General features: G+C 39.0%; 16 protein-coding genes. 7 read left to right on the forward strand and 9 right to left on the reverse strand.

What is annotated here, in order from left to right:
* Nucleotides 1-23 precede the first annotated feature (23 nt).
* Together ACSZOX_RS17940 and ACSZOX_RS17945 are read right to left on the reverse strand one after the other, a co-directional pair.
* Complete coding sequence (locus ACSZOX_RS17940; RefSeq protein ID WP_437921564.1) at nucleotides 24-815, reverse strand: DUF3050 domain-containing protein; 792 nt, start codon at nucleotides 813-815, stop codon at nucleotides 24-26.
* Between the two features lie 388 nt (nucleotides 816-1,203).
* Nucleotides 1,204-1,590, reverse strand: coding sequence for a response regulator transcription factor (locus tag ACSZOX_RS17945; RefSeq protein ID WP_437921565.1), 387 nt, complete (start codon nucleotides 1,588-1,590; stop codon nucleotides 1,204-1,206).
* A gap of 331 nt (nucleotides 1,591-1,921) precedes the next feature.
* On the opposite strand from ACSZOX_RS17945, the gene tyrS reads away from it, so the two are divergent.
* The 3 genes from tyrS (at nucleotide 1,922) to ACSZOX_RS17960 (ending at nucleotide 7,222) form a co-directional block, all read left to right on the forward strand.
* Nucleotides 1,922-3,130: a tyrosine--tRNA ligase gene (tyrS, locus tag ACSZOX_RS17950; RefSeq protein ID WP_437921566.1), complete on the forward strand. Its 1,209-nt coding sequence runs from the start codon at nucleotides 1,922-1,924 to the stop codon at nucleotides 3,128-3,130.
* 127 nt (nucleotides 3,131-3,257) lie between these two features.
* Complete coding sequence (locus ACSZOX_RS17955; protein ID WP_437921567.1) at nucleotides 3,258-5,492, forward strand: ATP-binding protein; 2,235 nt, start codon at nucleotides 3,258-3,260, stop codon at nucleotides 5,490-5,492.
* 254 nt (nucleotides 5,493-5,746) lie between these two features.
* Complete coding sequence (locus ACSZOX_RS17960; protein ID WP_437921568.1) at nucleotides 5,747-7,222, forward strand: PLP-dependent aminotransferase family protein; 1,476 nt, start codon at nucleotides 5,747-5,749, stop codon at nucleotides 7,220-7,222.
* On the opposite strand, the gene ACSZOX_RS17965 is transcribed toward ACSZOX_RS17960, so the two are convergent.
* The 6 genes from ACSZOX_RS17965 to thrS form a co-directional block, all read right to left on the reverse strand.
* Entirely contained in the window at nucleotides 7,219-7,806 is a 588-nt protein-coding gene (locus ACSZOX_RS17965) for a 2'-5' RNA ligase family protein (protein ID WP_437921569.1), read from the reverse strand. The two genes, ACSZOX_RS17960 and ACSZOX_RS17965, sit on opposite strands and share 4 nt — an antisense overlap.
* Before the next feature lie 55 nt (nucleotides 7,807-7,861).
* Nucleotides 7,862-8,245 carry a DUF3060 domain-containing protein gene (locus ACSZOX_RS17970; RefSeq protein ID WP_437921570.1) on the reverse strand — a complete coding sequence of 128 codons (384 nt, stop codon included), beginning with the start codon at nucleotides 8,243-8,245 and terminating at the stop codon, nucleotides 7,862-7,864.
* A 201-nt stretch (nucleotides 8,246-8,446) separates the two neighbouring features.
* A complete protein-coding gene (gene rplT, locus ACSZOX_RS17975; protein WP_437921571.1) occupies nucleotides 8,447-8,791 on the reverse strand; it encodes a 50S ribosomal protein L20 in 345 nt (114 codons plus the stop codon).
* A 100-nt stretch (nucleotides 8,792-8,891) separates the two neighbouring features.
* Nucleotides 8,892-9,092 (reverse strand): 50S ribosomal protein L35, encoded by a 201-nt coding sequence (rpmI, locus tag ACSZOX_RS17980; protein ID WP_172391125.1) that lies wholly within the window; start codon nucleotides 9,090-9,092, stop codon nucleotides 8,892-8,894.
* Nucleotides 9,093-9,129: 37 nt separating this feature from the next.
* Complete coding sequence (gene infC, locus ACSZOX_RS17985; protein WP_437921723.1) at nucleotides 9,130-9,654, reverse strand: translation initiation factor IF-3; 525 nt, start codon at nucleotides 9,652-9,654, stop codon at nucleotides 9,130-9,132.
* A gap of 47 nt (nucleotides 9,655-9,701) precedes the next feature.
* Nucleotides 9,702-11,627, reverse strand: a complete 1,926-nt coding sequence (gene thrS / locus ACSZOX_RS17990) for a threonine--tRNA ligase (RefSeq protein ID WP_437921572.1) — start codon at nucleotides 11,625-11,627, stop codon at nucleotides 9,702-9,704.
* Nucleotides 11,628-12,049: 422 nt separating this feature from the next.
* Between thrS and ACSZOX_RS17995 the strand changes: the two genes are divergently transcribed.
* Together ACSZOX_RS17995 and ACSZOX_RS18000 are read left to right on the forward strand one after the other, a co-directional pair.
* Nucleotides 12,050-12,673, forward strand: a complete 624-nt coding sequence (locus ACSZOX_RS17995) for a 7-carboxy-7-deazaguanine synthase QueE (protein WP_437921573.1) — start codon at nucleotides 12,050-12,052, stop codon at nucleotides 12,671-12,673.
* A 60-nt stretch (nucleotides 12,674-12,733) separates the two neighbouring features.
* A complete protein-coding gene (locus ACSZOX_RS18000) occupies nucleotides 12,734-14,629 on the forward strand; it encodes an OmpA family protein (protein WP_437921574.1) in 1,896 nt (631 codons plus the stop codon).
* Between the two features lie 30 nt (nucleotides 14,630-14,659).
* Here ACSZOX_RS18000 and ACSZOX_RS18005 read toward each other — a convergent pair whose 3' ends face one another.
* Nucleotides 14,660-15,730 (reverse strand): Gfo/Idh/MocA family protein, encoded by a 1,071-nt coding sequence (locus tag ACSZOX_RS18005; RefSeq protein ID WP_437921575.1) that lies wholly within the window; start codon nucleotides 15,728-15,730, stop codon nucleotides 14,660-14,662.
* 220 nt (nucleotides 15,731-15,950) lie between these two features.
* On the opposite strand from ACSZOX_RS18005, the gene ACSZOX_RS18010 reads away from it, so the two are divergent.
* Together ACSZOX_RS18010 and ACSZOX_RS18015 are read left to right on the forward strand one after the other, a co-directional pair.
* Complete coding sequence (locus ACSZOX_RS18010; RefSeq protein ID WP_437921576.1) at nucleotides 15,951-17,216, forward strand: DUF819 family protein; 1,266 nt, start codon at nucleotides 15,951-15,953, stop codon at nucleotides 17,214-17,216.
* Nucleotides 17,217-17,256: 40 nt separating this feature from the next.
* Nucleotides 17,257-17,703: an acyl-CoA thioesterase gene (locus tag ACSZOX_RS18015; protein WP_437921577.1), complete on the forward strand. Its 447-nt coding sequence runs from the start codon at nucleotides 17,257-17,259 to the stop codon at nucleotides 17,701-17,703.
* The last annotated feature ends 18 nt before the right edge of the window (nucleotides 17,704-17,721 follow it).

Below are 17,721 nucleotides of genomic sequence, written 5' to 3' on the forward strand. Positions count from 1 at the left end.
AACTTCTCTAGTTAAAAGTTGGTTTAAATATTGCCCAAAGCATTTTCGCGAATGATTACCTCTTCAATAGCATCCCAGAAAGCAATCCGTTTCTTTAATGCCTCTTTAGCTGTTTTTTGAATATCCAACCACTTTTCCTCATCGTCTCCAGCTAACTCTAAGATCATTTTCATCGCTAACGGACCATGCTCATCAGCGTCAAGCTCAATATGGCGTTCAAAATAATACAGTAATTTACTTAAATCTACAGCTGGCGCTCCTCCTTGAATTCCTTTCAAAATAGACGTAAACATATCTGGTATAAGATCTTCACGACCAAAGGTAAATGCAGAAGCTATTTTATGGAGTTTACCTTCTTCGATAGTAGAGAAAGTAAAGTCTAAAAAATCTTTTACTCGTCGATCTATCGATAAATTATCAATAGCTTCCTTTAATTCTTTTTTCGCCTTCAAATCTTCCAACAGCATAAGAATAGAACGTGTATCAGCACCAATCCCCAACATAGCGTCTAAATACATTTCAAAATGGCTCAGTCGCCGACCATCTATATATTCATCCGATTCTTCCGCAAGAACAATTTCATTAATTAGATAACGTGTTGTAGGAAATTGGCTTGCAAACCAAGGAACTTCTACACATGTTAACCCTATTTGTAACGCCTTCAATAAAGACATGAAATCCCATACGGCATACACATGCGTTTCCGTAAACTTCTGAAGATGTTCGACACGCGTTATCTTATTATAGAGCGGGTGCTTTAAAAGCTGTTGGCGCTCTTCGGCTATGTAAGCATTAACATCGTTAATTTTATTCATATACACTAAATTTATTTTAAAAGATCATATGGAATATCTCGCTTCTAATCTAATCGAAGAACTCACTACTGTTTTTATTTCACGAAACATAAGTACTGATACCGCATACATAGCTATCCTTAGTTTAGCGATAGTACATCTGTAAGTTCAATCGATGATTTTCTTATCGATCAATTTTTAATCATAGACATTCACCTCGCCAAAAATAAGAACATTCCGTCCACTTATGAAAAATAAGAATATCTTAAAAAAGAAGCGGTAAAACAATAGTTTTTTCTATTTGGAAAATTAAAAAGAATTACTACCTTTGCAGGATCATAATTTAGGTTTATAATTGGTTATTTAAGGTTTTCATTCTCCCCGTTTGAAAACCTTTTTTTATAATATTTTATTTGACACAAGCGTTACAAGATATTTCCCTTAATAAGGCTGTAAGTTCATTCTTAGCGTATATTTTATGAAAACCTGCTGCGAGCATCATTTCCTTCTCCTTCTCATCACTAGAGGACGTAAAGCCATAAACGGTAATCTGTGGGTACCGCTTTAATAACACTTTAGTTGTTAAAATGCCATTAAGCTCTGGCATATGTAAATCAATGATGGCCACGTCCGGAACTTCCTCTTCATTCTCCAGCGCTTCTAAAAGCAAAGATCCATCCTTCGCTTGATAAAGAAGCTTTAGATTTAAATACCTCTTTATTAAATTTTCAAGGATCAGATGATGAATTTCCGAATCGTCAGCAAATACTACTTTCGTATATCTTTCCTTTTCCATAAATGCTTCTCATTGGTATAGTTACCAAATATAATCTATAATTCCAATAGTTTTATTCAACCTTTACAATAAAAAAAACAACAACCCGAAATAAGTCATTATTTCATTAGATAACAACAATTGATATACAATAGATAAAAATATTTCTTTACCTTTGCGGAGGTGAAAACATTAAACCACATATTGCGTCTTCCTTTTTTTAGCACTTATTATCGTCTAATAGTTGCTCGGCGCTTTGTTGTGTACGTTTAGACCTACTACATTCTGAAATTACACTTAGTTTTATAGCAGCCCGAGCAATTCCGCTCGGGCTTTTTTTGTTTATATAGTTATGGAAATCATAGAAAAGCTGACTGAAAATGTCGAAATCATCCTTCCCACAAAGGGGATTTTAGAAAAGTTAGAATTAGCGCAAGAGGAACAAAGACCGCTAAGAATCAAGCTAGGGTTTGATCCTACTGCTCCCGATTTGCACTTAGGACATGCCGTGGTGCTGAAAAAGCTCAAACAGTTTCAAGATCTTGGCCATCAAATCGTCATTCTCGTGGGAAGCTTCACGGCAAGAATAGGCGATCCTACAGGTAAAAACAAATCAAGAAAGCCACTCAGTCTTGACGACGTTCAAACAAATGCGCAAACCTATATCAATCAACTATCTAAAGTGATCGATGTTGACAAAGCACAGATAGTCTTTAATTCAGACTGGTTAGATCATTTGCCTTTTACAGAGGTCATCAGACTTCTTTCTAATGTCACAGTAGCACAACTCATGCACAGAAATGACTTTAATAAACGATTCACCGAAAACACTCCGATTGCCATGCACGAACTAGTATACCCTATCCTACAAGGATTCGACTCCTTAAAGATTAACTGCGACATCGAAATGGGAGGCACAGATCAACTTTTTAACTGTACCATGGGCAGACAGCTTCAGGAAAGTTTTAACCTCCCTGCACAAGCAATAATGTGTTTACCTTTACTCCGAGGCCTTGACGGTAAAGAGAAAATGAGCAAATCCTTAAACAACATTATTGGTCTCACAGATCATCCCAATGATATGTTTGGCAAAACGATGTCGATCCCAGATCATCTTATAGAAGAATTCTTACGCTTAACTACCGATTTTACGATATTAGAACGGGAAGAAATAATGATGAGACTCTCATCGGGAGAAAATCCTATACACAGCAAAAAGAGCATAGCAAAAAATATTGTTGAGCAATATCACGGAAAAGAGCTGGCAGAATCAGCACAAGCCTTTTTTGAACAACAATTTCAGCAAAAACATTTCTTCGATAAGGTATTTACACCAATATCCATAAAAGCTAATCCAACTTACCAAAAAGAGAATTCATTATTAAATATTTGTTTTCGACTCGCAGAAAATCAATCTAAATCAGCGATACGCCGACTTATCGAAAGCGGAGCTATACAAGTCGACAACAAAAAAGAAACCGATCCCGAGTTTTTGATCAAGCCAACAAAAAACATGAAAATCCGCGTCGGTAAAAAGAACTATTTTGAATTCAACGATTAAGCCATCATCTAGAGCAAAGCTATAGATGTTTTTCAAAGCATCTTTAGATTTGCTCTAGATTTAGATTCCCACCATATTCTGTATCTTAGCAAGGTTGTGGTCACCCTATGCACATTTACACAAAAATATGGACAGAAACACGATAAAAATTCTTTGCATCTTCCTGACAATACTACTATCCCACAGCTTTTGCCAAGCACAGCAAATTATTACAGATTGGGAGAAAAAATATACAGCAACAGCTGCTGGAAGTGAAAGTCGAGCGCAGATAGCAGGTAGATACGCGCAGGCATTATTTTTTAATCAGCAAACAGACAAAGCTCTTCATATCCTTAAGGACAATCTAAACGCAGCAGAATCATTCAAAGACAGTAAATATGCGGCTTATTTATCGGCCATTCTCTCGATGAACTACCGTATTATGGACGATATTGTTCAAGCAAAGAAATACAGCAGACTAGCCACTTCCTATAGCTTAAGATCTACTGACCGCGAAATTAGAGGGTATGTATGTTATACCATAGGCTGGCTGCATGTTCGCAACGGAGAGGAAAACGATGCCGTCAAATCCTTTCTCGAGGGACTAAAATGGCTGGAAGAAGCTCCTGTATCCGAAACACTATATGCTAGAAAGTCCTCCATTTTAACAGAACTGGCCTCTATATATTCCGACTGGAAAGAATTTGGTCTTCAAGAAAAATACACCACATTGGCTTTAGATGTCGCTATCAAACAAAACGAACCATCGGCCATTTTCAGTAGCTACATGTTAATGGGCAACATGTACGAGCAGCATTACATCAACAATACGAACGAGATCAAAATGCGGGATCTAGCTGAAGAATATTACAACAAGGCGATTAGTTTTCATCAACAACACGAAACAAGTATTCCTTTTGGCTCAAACTTATCCTTCGCAGCACTAAACCTTGCAAATTTGTACATGCGCTACTATCCAGAAACTTTCAAAACAAAGGCACTTTATTATGCTAATCTCGCTATAGCCAAAGCCGAAGAGACACAACATTACACACAAATCGCATCGGCCTACGGCATATTAGCTGAAATAGAATTAAGAGAGAATAATTTAGCCAATGCCAAGAATTACCTGCTAAAATCTCTTTCAGAAATCATGAAGGATCCACTTGCTGATGAAAAGATTCTCATGAACATCAATTTAAATTTATCAGAGATCTATGAAACAGAAGGAGATCTAACGAAAGCCATTCATTATTACAAAGATTATATACAGCTTTTTTCATCGGTATATGATACAGAAAAAATGGAACAAGGAAGACGTATCGAAGCGCAATTTGAAGGAGAGCGGAAAGAACAACATATGGTACGGTTACAACTTGAGTCAGAAAAAAAAGAGCAACAGATCAAACTCATGCAAGTGCTAGCCTTACAGCAAAAGCAAGAACTTCAGAACTCGAAATTAAACGAAGATAACCAAAGAAAACAATTAGAACTGGCCGATCTAGAACGTGAAAAACAAACACAGGAACTGAGATTATCCCGTTTAGAATCACAACAACGTGCACAGGATATTTTAAATGTACAAAACCAATTATCATATAAGGATAAACTAAACAGAAATTACAGTATACTCGCCGCAGTATTGTTCTTATTTATCTTAGCGCTCAGTTATGCTTACAGAGAACGTTCGAAAAGCATGCTCCAAAAAGAAGAGCTTCATCTTCTCGCTTTAGAGAAAGAACGACAAAATTCTAAAATTTCTACGTTGACAGCGATGTTGGACGGACAGGAATTAGAAAGAGGCCGTTTAGCACGTGATTTACATGATGGATTAGGAGGTTTATTATCTGGCACAAAAATAAATTTATCACAAGTTGTAGATAGAATCAATGTCCCCGCTAAAAAAGAAGTACAAGAATCCCTAGATCAACTCGATATCGCAGTAAACGAACTCCGGAGAGTTGCTCACAACCTTATGCCTGACCTACTGAAAAAATACGGTCTTGAAGAATCCTTATCAGACTACGCCCAAAGAATGTCGCACGCAACGTTGGATGTCAGTGCACAATTTTTACATTACACAGGACGATTATCGGAAGAACAACAACTGATAACCTATCGTATTATCCAAGAATTGGTTAACAACGCTGTTAAACATGCAGATTCCGATCAAATATTAATACAATTGGTTGAAGAAGAGAATACAATACATCTGACTGTGGAAGACAATGGCAAGGGATTCGATGTACCTTCAACGACCGAAAAAAAATCTGCAGGACTAATCAATATCCAATCCCGTGTAAATTTCTTAAAAGGTAACATGCAGATACAATCCTCTCAGGAATTGGGAACAACTGTAGAGATAGATTTCCCTTTCGGATAAAAAAGCAAAAAACTGTTTCCTACATTGTGAAACACAAAATAGAAAACAGTTTGAGCACGAACTACTATACTATATACTTTAATTATTCCAAAAATAGATACAATTCTTAAACGACTCAATCCCTGAAAATGGGGATATTGCATACATCAAACTTTTATCACTTGCTTAAAGGATGTATCTTTTCACAGATTCACTTTCTTCGATTTGAAGTAAATATGTTATATTAAGCGCAAGCAAAGAAGACTGTTTATCATATGGCTAAATCAGCAGCAATTCCATTTGGAAACTTTATCCACATTGATCGAAACGCATTGACGCCGATCTATATACAGATTGCAAATCAACTGATCAAAGCTATTCAAAGAAATCTTCTACCGCCAAACACAAAACTTCCAGGCACGAGAAGCATGAGCCTATTGTTGGATGTACATCGCAATACCATTGTTGCATCCTATGACGAACTCACCTCGCAAGGTTGGATTATAGCAAAGCCAAATGAAGGCACCTTCGTCGCTACAATCCTTCCTCAAAAAGACATCAACTCATCAGAACAGGTACAATACCCAAAGAAAACTGGATTCTCCTATAAGCGTTCCATATTATTGGATATTCCACCAGACAGACATAACTGTGAACATGTATTCAACGATGGCGTACCCGACATACGTCTAACACAAGTGAGTGAACTATCAAGATTATACAGTGCCGTGTTAAAGAGAAAAGGAAATCGAAAAAAGATGGGCTATCACAACAGTGAAGGCAGCGAATATTTTAAAGATCAACTGTCGATCTACCTTCGTATGTCTCGCGGCCTGTCCATTGCTTCAGAAAATCTTCTTATTACACGCAGCACGGAGATGAGCTTATTCATTATCTCCGAAATCTTACTGAGTACAAACGACATTGTGGTCGTAGGGGCTCCAGGATACTTTTCAGCCAATATGATCTTTCAGAAAAATGGAGCTCTAATACGCACCGTTCCAGTTGACGATCAAGGTATAAACACAGACATACTAAGGGACATATGCCGTACAACGAAGATACGAATGTTGTACGTAACGCCGCAGCAACACTATCCCACCACAGTAACATTAAGTGCCGAAAGACGGGCTGCCCTTTTATTGCTCGCCCAAGAATTTAATTTTGTTATTGTGGAAGATGATTATGATTATGATTTTCATTATGAAAAAAAGACGATTCTACCGCTAGTGACTGCCGATTCTACAGGCATGGTAATCTATGTAGGTTCCTTTGGAAAATCACTTGCTCCCGGGTTCCGAACAGGATTTATAGTCGCCCCCGCCGACATTATGGTAGAAATGCGTAAACAATTGGGAATTATCGACCGCCAAGGTGATATCCTCATGGAACAAGCCTTGGGCGAGATGATCGAAGAAGGCGGAATCGATCGACATTTAAAAAAATCCTTAAAAATATATCAGGAAAGGCGAGATTATATGACCACGATATTGCATAATGAATTTGCTTCTTGGTCTCAGGTGTTAGTTCCTTCTGGCGGACTCGCCATCTGGATGCCGTTTCATACCGCTGTAAATCTTTCTCTCCTACACCAATCCTGCTTAAAGAAAAACCTCTTTATTCCTAGAAACACGTTATATCAAAACCAAACCATAACAGCTATGCGAATTGGATTTGGACATTTGGATTTTACGGAAATGGAAACTAGCTTGGTAATATTGAAAGAAGCGATTGACAAGATAGCCCGTTAAAACCCAAAGCTAAGCTGCCCACCCTCGAAACTACTTGCCTTTTCATTTCCGAAAGGAATTTCTAGGAAAGCTTCATATTGCATTATAGTAGGGTTAAACTTACGTAGCGTTATCCCTTGACAAAAGAAATCAAAATCGATCTGTTGAAATTCTTCCGCCGAGCGCATAGCAACCAAATTTTGAGGATCTAGACCTCGACTTATAGTCAAATGGGGTTCAGCTATTCGCTTTGCAGAAACAACTTTCTGCACTTCCTCCGCTACCTTTCGCATTTTATTTTTCAGGAAAGCTTTGGATTGTGCCGTAGGGTCGATAAAAAAGGTACCAGACGAAGGAAAAGTCGCAAAATTATCAAAGTAGATATGTTGTGCATGTTCGAACCGCAGTCGTTCTGATAACAAGCCAATAATACGTTGCAGTTCCTGTTCAGAAACCTCTATTTTACAGATACTAATATGCGCTTTGGAGTTACAACTTGGATACCGTTGATTCAATAAACGCTGCACCAATTGCTTTAAAGACGCAATGAAGCGAATCCCTTTTTCACAGGGTTGAAAGACAATTGAAATCGTTAACTTCTCCATAAATAGCCTCCATCTTAGTCTTTACAATATAAAAAATAAAACAGAAAATAAAAAGCTATTTTGTTTTTACGATATCATTATTATAGCCCTTCGACACTACACGCGGTTTTCCTGAAAGGTCTGCAGTCATCTTATAACTAACAAGATTATTTCCCCCCTCAATTTTCACATTATTGATACGATCTACGTATATTTCGTTGTTCATACCGTTAATGATCAAGGATTTCAAGCCGCCTTTTGCGTATATTATATTGTTAGAACCTGCAATCTGTAAAGTTTCCTCTCCTGTAGTGCGGACTGATTTTTCATTACTTTCTCCTTCTACCTTAATAACTTTGCCATGTTGAAATATAACAATGAGATCATTTTTCGGAGGATCTATTCCTTTCTGGCAAGAGAGAGAAGTTGCATTACTCGCTGTGGCTGTAAAAAGCCCCATTAATAGAAAAAAAGCAGATATATATTTCTTTTTAAGAACCATTTTAGGACATTATTTGATGGATTAGCTATTCAAAACTAGCTAATTTCCAACAAGTAACCATAGAAAAAATTACAATTAACAATTTTTAACGTAAATAAAAAAGGAGCCTCGAGGCTCCTTTTAAAAAAATATCTAACAAATTGACTGTGGTTAAAAACTCTATTTTACTGCGTCAACAACTGCTTTAAATGCATCTGGGTGGTTCAATGCTAAGTCAGCCAATACCTTACGGTTTAAACCGATATTTTTAGCATTTAATTTACCAATCAACTGAGAATAAGAAATTCCATGTTGACGAGCACCTGCGTTGATACGCTGAATCCATAAAGCTCTGAACTCACGTTTTTTGGTTTTACGGTCGCGGTAAGCGTACTGTAAACCTTTTTCTACTGTATTTTTAGCAATAGTATAAACTTTGCTTCTTGATCCGAAATAGCCTTTAGCTAATTTCAAGATTCTTTTTCTTCTTCTTCTAGAAGCTACTGCGTTAACCGAACGTGGCATATGTATTAAAATTTAGTTTGGCATGAGGTGTTACGTTTTTCAGCAATCTTACAACCTAATCCCCGGTTAAAAAATATTTATTAAAAAAATTGAAATAAAACTATTTACCAATTGCAAGCATACGTTTTACGTTGCCCAAATCAGCATCATTAACATAACTTGTTTGTGTCAAATTACGTTTTTGTTTTGTAGTTTTTTTCGTCAAGATATGGCTTTTGTAAGCACTTTTTCTTGCAATTTTACCTGTTCCAGTCAATTTAAAGCGTTTTTTCGCGCTGGAATTGGTTTTTACTTTTGGCATAATTCTATTAAATTTTATATCAACCTGTTAGACTCTTTTATTTCTTTACTGCTTTTGGAGCAAGCGTTAAAAACATACGCTTTCCTTCCAATTTAGGGAGTAATTCTACTTTACCATAGTCTTCCAAAGCTTGGGCGAAACGCAATAATAATATCTCACCTTGCTCCTTGAATACGATAGCTCGTCCTTTGAAATGAACATAAGCACGTACCTTTTCTCCACTTTCCAGAAACTTTATGGCATGCTTCAACTTGAATTCAAAGTCGTGGTCGCTGGTATTAGGTCCGAAACGAATCTCTTTGATAACAGTTTGCTTAGCGTTAGCCTTAATTTCCTTTTGTTTCTTCTTCTGCTCGTAGATAAATTTACTATAATCTATAATCCTACAAACAGGAGGAACTGCATTTGGCGAAATCTCCACTAAGTCAAGTTCCAACCCATCAGCAAGTTCCAATGCCTTGCGAGTAGGATAAATTCCCTGTTCTACATTATCGCCTACCAGACGCACCTCTGGCACTCTGATGAATTCGTTAATGCGATGTTCTGGTTCTTTCTTTCTCATTGGCGGTCTAGGACCACCACCTCTTGTTAATGCCAAATGTTTAAAAATTAAACGGTTATTTCTTTAATTAATAATTCCTTAAATGCTTGTGGATCCAATGAACCCAAATCCAAAGACCCATGTTTACGAACAGAAACTGTGCCATTTTCCACCTCTTTTTCCCCGACAATCAACATATATGGGATTTTTTTCACTTCCGCATCACGGATCTTACGGCCCACCTTTTCATCTCGAAGGTCAATCAGTCCGCGAATATCGGAATTATTTAGAGATTCTAAAAGATTTTTTGCATAATCTTCATATTTTTCTGACACTGGCAAGACGATAAACTGCTCTGGAGCAAGCCATAACGGAAATTGCCCCGCACAATGCTCAATTAGAACGGCAACAAATCTTTCCAACGACCCAAACGGCGCACGGTGAATCATCACCGGTCTATGTTTTTGATTATCGCTACCTGTATATTCTAATTCGAAGCGTTCCGGTAAGTTGTAGTCTACTTGAATTGTTCCCAATTGCCACTTACGACCTAATGCATCCTTCACCATGAAATCCAACTTCGGTCCATAAAACGCTGCTTCACCATACTCGACCACTGTTGGCAAATCTTTTTCTGCCGCTGCCTCTATAATCGCAGACTCTGCAAGCTGCCAATTCTCATCGGAACCTATGTATTTCGATCTATTTTCAGGATCCCGCAGCGATACCTGCGCAGTGAAATCTTCAAATCCTAAAGCACCAAACACATACAATACCAAGTCGATAACTTTCTTAAACTCTTCCTTCACCTGATCAGGACGACAGAATAAATGGGCATCATCTTGTGTAAATCCACGTACCCGAGTCAATCCATGCAACTCTCCCGACTGTTCATAACGATACACAGTACCAAATTCGGCAAAGCGTACAGGTAAGTCTTTATAAGAACGAGGCTTTGTCTTATAAATCTCACAGTGATGCGGACAGTTCATAGGCTTCAAGAAAAATTCCTCCCCTTCAACCGGTGTATGAATAGGTTGGAAAGCATCCGCGCCATATTTTTCGTAATGTCCTGATGTGATATACAATTGTTTATGGCCTATATGTGGTGTAACCACCGGCTCATATCCAGCCTTCACTTGCGCGCGCTGTAGAAAATCCTGCAGTTTTTGGCGTAATGCAGCTCCTTTTGGCAACCACAATGGTAATCCTGCTCCCACTTTTTCAGAGAACGCAAAAAGTTCCAATTCTTTACCCAGCTTACGATGGTCACGTTTTTTCGCTTCCTCAATAAACTTTAAATAATCCGACAACTCAGAAGCCTTTGGAAAAGTGACACCATATATACGAGTCAACTGTTTCCTGCTCTCATCACCGCGCCAATAAGCGCCAGCAACATTTGTCAGTTTTATTGCTTTAATAAATCCTGTATTCGGAATATGCGGGCCACGACATAGATCCGTAAAATTCCCTTGTGTATAGAAGGTAATCTTACCATCCTCTAGATCTTTGATAAGATCTAGTTTGTACTCATCCCCTTTTTCTGTAAAAAATGCAAGCGCATCCGCTTTTGAAACGGCGGTACGGGCAAAGACTTCTTTCTGCTTCGCCAATTCCAGCATCTTGTCTTCAATAAGCTTAAATTCATCCGAAGAAAATTCCCGATCCCCAAAATCTACATCATAATAGAAGCCTGTCTCAATAGCCGGGCCAATACCAAATTTAATTCCCGGATACAAAGCTTCCAAAGCTTCGGCCAACAAATGGGCGGAAGAATGCCAAAAAGTAGATTTACCTTTCTCATCATTCCATGTCAGAAGCTTCACATTGGAATCACCCTCGATAGCACGAGAAGCATCCCAAATTTCACCGTTAACTTCGGCAGCTAACACGTTTCTAGCTAAACCTTCTGAAATTGATAGGGCAATCTGCATGGCAGTAGTTCCCTTTTCATACTGACGTACAGATCCGTCAGGCAATGTAATGTTAATCATCTACGACTATGATTTATATAAATTAATATGTTAATAATGTGATAATTACACCAGTACAAACAAGCGCACTGTTAAGTATTTGAACGATCAGTATACATGAACCTACAAAAACAGCTGTAATAACACGTTGACAATTTTTCAAAGATACCTTTTAGACAGGTAAAATAAAATTTAATGTTTCGTTTTACGCTATTTTAAGATGACATATTCCGCTATTGAAAGACAAGTAAAAATGAGGTATTGCCCCATTGTAAAAGTAAGTCTTTCCAATAAGCGGCTCTTATTTCTGCAATCGTACCGGATATGGCTAAGCACCAGCACTCTAAAATTCTTCACTTTAACGTCATTTCCTTTTGCAAAAAAGACTCGTCACACTTTTATCGACCTATTTTTCGTACCTTTGTACTCTCAAAATTTAAAACATGTCAAATCAAGTCCCAGAAGACGGCACTTTACTTCCTCTAATGGAGGAATTTTACACCATCCAAGGCGAAGGATATCACACAGGAAAAGCAGCTTATTTCATACGTTTAGGAGGTTGTGATGTCGGTTGTCATTGGTGTGATGTAAAGGAGAGTTGGGACGCGGCACTGCACCCACTGACAGCTGCAGAAACAATTGTTGCTAATGCAAAATTACATCCAGCAAAAACGGTTGTCATTACTGGAGGAGAACCCCTAATCTACAATCTGGATCACCTCACAAGACGCCTGAAAGAAGAGGGAATACAAACGTTTATCGAAACTTCAGGAGCCTATCCCCTATCTGGTTATTGGGATTGGATATGCCTATCACCTAAAAAATTCAAAGGCCCCCGACCAGATGTTTTAAATGCGGCAGGAGAGTTAAAGATTATCGTTTTTAACAACAGTGACTTCAAATGGGCTGAAGAACATGCCAAATTTGTAGGAAAATCATGTAAGCTCTACCTACAACCGGAGTGGTCAAAAGCAGCGGAAATGACGCCACTTATTATTGATTACGTGAAAGAAAACCCACAATGGGAAATCTCCTTACAAACGCATAAATATCTCAATATTCCCTAACGCAGAAAAATTTATTCCTTGCGCGCTTTGTAGTTTTCTTTAGATAAAGCATCTTTGATCATGGATTGGAGATTTTTACTTTTATGCCTTTATCTCTGTACGACAAATGCTTTCGGTCAGAAACCTTCGCCCAATAGACGTGCACAAGCTGCTTATGTCGAAGCCAACAAAGCTTTACGTATCAATGCTTTTGAAAAAGCCATTCAAGAGTTACAGTCTGCAATAGCCTATGACCCTTATTTTGCTACTGCACAACAGCAACTGGGTGATATATATCGTAAGCAAGAACAATATAAAGATGCAGCAGAAGCCTATTTAAACGTTCTATCGATCGATCCTAACCTCACGCATTTCACGTACTTTGGGCTCGGTGAATCACTCCTATTCACGGGAAAGTACGCGGATGCTGAAAAGATGCTCCATCGTTATATCGCATCTGCCAAATTAGATGACAAGCAAAAAGTTAAGATAAACAAATACCTAGCAGATTGTCAATTTGCAAAAAACTATATAGGAACAGACTTCCCTTACCAACTAACGCTGCTGCCTACCAGCATCAACACCGTTGATGATGAGTACTTTCCTAAATTGACTGCGGACAATCAACGAATAATTTTCACAAGAAAAACGCAACAACAAGAAAACTTTTACGAAAGCATATGGCGCGATGGCAGGTGGAGTGAAGCCACAAAACTAGTGGGCCAAGTGAACTCTGATAATTACAACGAAGGTGCCCACTGCATCTCTCCAGATGGAAAGCACCTCTTTTTTACAGGTTGCAATTGGCCCGACGGACTAGGGAGCTGCGACATCTATGTGTCAAAATTTGAAAACGGCGCTTGGGCCACGCCACACAACATTGGCCAACCTATAAATTCAAGAGGCTGGGAAGCACAACCCGCCATCTCCGCTGATGGAAAAACACTTTACTTCGTCAGCAATCGTTTGGGCGGTTTCGGAGGATATGATATTTATAAGTCTACACTGAACTCCGATGGTACATGGGCAGCTCCAAAAAACCTAGGACCACAAATCAACACCCCTTTTGACGAATCAGCACCTTATATTCACGCAGATTCTAAAACATTATATTTCACATCAGATGGCTGGCCGGGGTTTGGACAGAAGGATATCTTCATGAGCAAACTAGACAGTATTGGAAACTGGAGTACAGCCTTAAATATGGGTAATCGGATTAATAACTTCAGAAACCAAACCTCCCTGCATGTGAGCATGAATGGAAAAATTGGACACCTTTCTTCAGAAGATAGCACCGGTCAGATCGATATTTTTTCATTTGCACTCGCCACAGAAACTAGACCTTATCCCATAGCCTATATTCAGGGAGTCGTAACAGATGCCATCTCCCAAGAGCCCATACAAGCCAAAATACAAGTCGTTGAAACATCACAAGGTAAAATCATCATTGACGACATAAGTGACCCCGAAGACGGAACTTTCCTCATATCCCTTCCCATCGGACAAAATTATGCCTTACAAGTGCTGAAAGCTGGCTATATGTTCGAGTCACAACAATACGCGCTCGATGACGATCGATTTACCGATGAAAAATTTAAAACAACAATACTTCTTCACCCCATCAAAAAAGACGCAGTGGGCACACTCAACAACATCTATTTTCCACTAAACAAATATGATATTCTGCCTGAGTCCCTATCCGACCTTCAGTTACTCCAACAGTTTTTAAGAAACAATCCCACAATCAGGATAGAAATTGGGGGGCATACAGATAATACAGGAAATGATGCGAGTAATCAGGTCTTATCCGAAAAACGAGCTTTAGCGGTAAAAAACTATTTAACCTCTGCCGGAATCAACGACAACAGACTCCAAGTAAAAGGATATGGCTCCTCCTTACCGCTTGCAAAAAATGATGATGACGAAGGCCGACGCATCAATAGACGAACCTCATTTCGTATCCTAAATAGTCCATAGTTACGTTCTCTTTCGTGACATAACAATCATCTAAAGAGATATCGCATGCCCAACTCTAATAGACTCATCACAAGCTAAAGCAATTCGCAAGCTATTCACAGCATCTTGCATCGATTTAGAAAGATCAATATTTTCTCGTATTGCGCGAAGAAAATAAGCTTGTTCACGGTTGCATAATCCCTGATGATCTGGTTCATCTTGGAGATCAATCCACTCATCGGCACGAATAAAACTATTATTCTCATCCATATCGGCATAATGTACGCGTATAGATTCTGTTCTTGTATGCGCTTCGACAAGATCCGAATTACCTGAAGCGGCAGCGTCTTTGGCAACAATAGAAACGGAACCGAGAGGTCCTATGACATCTTTCACAAAAAAAGCAGCTTCGCTTATCATCGGTCCCCAACCAGCTTCGTACCATCCTACGGAACCATCATCAAATCGAATTTGAAGCTGTCCATAGTTATAATTATCCTTTGGAATATCATTCGTCAATCGCGCTCCTATAGCAGATACCTGAACAGGATTCGCGTCAGTCATCTGACACATTACATCAATATAATGCACACCGCAATCGACAATGGGACTAAGACTCTTCATCAGGTTTCGGTGCACATCCCACATATATCCTTGACTTTGCTGATTTAGATTCATCCGAAACACGAGTGGTGTTCCTAATGTACGTGCAACCGCAATAAATTTATTCCAAGAGGGATGGTATCTCAATATGTAACCAATAATCAACTTCTTATGATAGAAATTAGCAGCTTCTACAAGACGTACAGCCCCTTCCACTGTAGTCGCTATTGGTTTCTCTAAAAAAACATGTGCTCCACTTTCGAATGCACGTAGGGCGTAGGCCTCGTGGGTGTCTGGATAAGTTGAGATGCAAACAGCATCAGGTTTAGTCTGCGATAGACCTTGCTCGTAGTCATCGAAGGTGGGATATGCCCCTCCAAGCCGAGCATTGAGCTGATCTTTACTAGCCCCTCGAGCGACAAGCCCCACGATTTCGAATCCTTCCATTTGATGATAGGCAAGGGCATGCGATGCCCCCATATTCCCACAACCAACAACCAAAACTTTAATTCTATCCATATGACTATCGCAATTATTCTTAATCTTCACTCGTCTAACTTCTCCTTAAACCGATTTAACAATTTTGCCTATAAAAACATAAATATACACCAATAAAACTGCACTTATACCCATATTTTAAAACAAATAACGCAACTTCATGCAAAAAAAGCAATAAAAAGATGGTTGTTCCGAAATATTTATCTATTTTCACTTCCAAAATAGCAATAACCATCAAATTATGCAAGCTACTAGCAACGAAGTCACCCCTCTCATCAGCGATCATGCGGCCGTTTTCGGGCTTTTAATGATGGTACTGGGTTTAGTTTTTTACAGTTCCAGCTTAAAAAATAAATATATCCAAGGATTTTACGCCGTCATTCCACCGTTACTCATGTGTTATTTTCTACCGGGAATTTTAAATTCTCTACACATCATTGATGGGCAAAATTCCCCACTTGCAGGGATAGGAAGTCGCTATTTTTTACCCTCCTGCTTGATTCTTTTTACACTCAACCTAGACCTCAAAGAAATATGGAACCTGCGCAAACGTGCAGGACTCATGTTTATCACTGGTACAGTTGGTATTATCCTAGGAGGTCCACTGGCCGTGTGGGTTACCTCTCTTATCGCTCCACAGGCTGTTGGTGGTGCCGGTCCTGATGAAGTATGGCGTGGGCTAGGTGCACTAGCAGGATCTTGGATTGGAGGAAGTGCCAACCAAGTCGCGTTACGGGAAATACTACAACCTTCTCCTTCCTTATTTTCAGCCATTATAGCTGTCGATGTATTTATTGCCTACATATGGATGGCCTTATTACTATATGGAGCTAATAAAACGAAGTTATTGGATCGCTTTTTTAAAGCGGATGCATCGGATGTGCAAGAGCTCACCAAACGAATGGACGAACAAAGCAAAACACATAGCCGAATACCAGAAACCAAAGATTTCATCTTCATGCTTAGTTTAGCATTAGCGGGAACAGGTTTAGCAACCTGGTTATCTACACCAGTAGCAACCTATATGACCGAAAATTTTCCTCAATTGGAAAAATTTTCACTTACCAATGGCTTCTTTTGGATCATTCTTTTTGCAACAATTATTGGCATCGGACTCTCTTTTACACCAGCTCGAAAACTAGAGCATGCCGGCGCGTCCAAACTTGGGACAACACTTTTATATATGCTTATCGTAACAATAGGCATGCAGATGGATATATCGTCAATTTTGAGTAATCCTGGATTATTTCTAGTAGGCTTTCTTTGGATTAGCTTTCATGCCTTACTACTTATCATTGTGGGTAAAATTATCAAAGCTCCTTTTTTCTATCTCGCTGTGGGAAGTATGGCCAATGTCGGAGGAGTAGCTTCAGCAACGGTAACTTCAGCAGCATTCCACCCTTCTCTCGTTTCCGTAGGTGTCATATTAGCCGTTTTTGGATATGCCATAGGAACTTATGGAGGTTGGCTCACGGCCATTCTTATGCAAATGGTATCTCCCCTTTAAAGAGAAAAATAAAAGAGATTTTCTTATCTTTATATAACGTATGGACAAGAAAAACAGCTTCTTTGAAGGTCAGGTACTATGGTCGCAGCTCGATCCCAACCGGCATTTAAGACATTCGGCTTATGCTGACTTTTGTGCGCAAGCCCGCGCAAACATGCTAAAAAGCTTGGGCCTGTCACTTGATGAATTTGCAAAAAAACATATTGGGCCAATCTTGTTCCGGGAGGAGCTCATCTACCATCGGGAAATTGGCCTTGATGAGTTTATTGATGTCCGTGTTGAGTTGACAAAATTGAACACCAAAAACTTTCGATTTTCTTTTCGGCATGAAATCTACAAAGAAAACGGCATAAAGGCTGCGACAGTAAATGTTGATGGCGCTTGGCTAAATTTACAAGCGCGTAAATTAACCGCTGTGCCCGAGGAATGGATCCCCATTATCGCACATATTCCAAAATCAGAAGATTACCAAGAAGTAACAGAATAATATCCTGTTTCATCCCCC

Source organism: Sphingobacterium sp. LRF_L2 (assembly GCF_965644235.1).
In the GTDB taxonomy this organism is placed as follows: domain Bacteria; phylum Bacteroidota; class Bacteroidia; order Sphingobacteriales; family Sphingobacteriaceae; genus Sphingobacterium.